This is a genomic window from Kitasatospora sp. P5_F3, from assembly GCF_054049135.1.
The window spans coordinates 1-444 of the sequence record NZ_JBFUMY010000214.1; the positions used below are offsets into that span (position 1 = coordinate 1).

At 75.0% G+C, this 444-nt stretch carries 1 protein-coding gene; it reads left to right on the forward strand.

Going from position 1 to position 444, the window contains the following annotated elements; translation table 11 throughout:
- Positions 1 to 44: 44 nt before the first annotated feature.
- Positions 45 to 444: nucleosidase (locus ACXJMZ_RS37420; protein WP_457034442.1), on the forward strand; the 400-nt coding region annotated here is incomplete at its 3' end.

The window sequence follows — 444 nt, forward strand, 5'->3', positions numbered from 1 at the left end:
CCCCCCCCCCCCCCCCCCCCCCCCCCCCCTCTACGATGGTGGACATGCGTCTGCTCGGAACCATCACCCCCGACCGCCCGCTGCTCGTGGTCGCCGTCGAGGAGGAGGCCGCCCACTTCGGCGACTCGCTCCCGATCCTGCTCACCGGCATCGGGAAGGTCAACGCCGCGGTGGCGCTGGCCACCGTGCTGGCCCAGGGCAAGCGGCCCTCCGAGGTCCTCAACCTCGGTACGGCGGGCGCGCTGCGCCCCGGCTGGACGGGCATCCACGAGGTGGCCCAGGTGCTGCAGCACGACCTCGACACCCCGGGGCTGCAGGCGCTCACCGGCCACAGGTACGGCGACCCGATCGAGCTCGACGTGGCCGGTGGCCCGGTGCTGGCCACCGGTGACCTGTTCGTCTCCGACCCGGCCGCCCGGGACCGGCTGGCCGAGAAGGCCGACC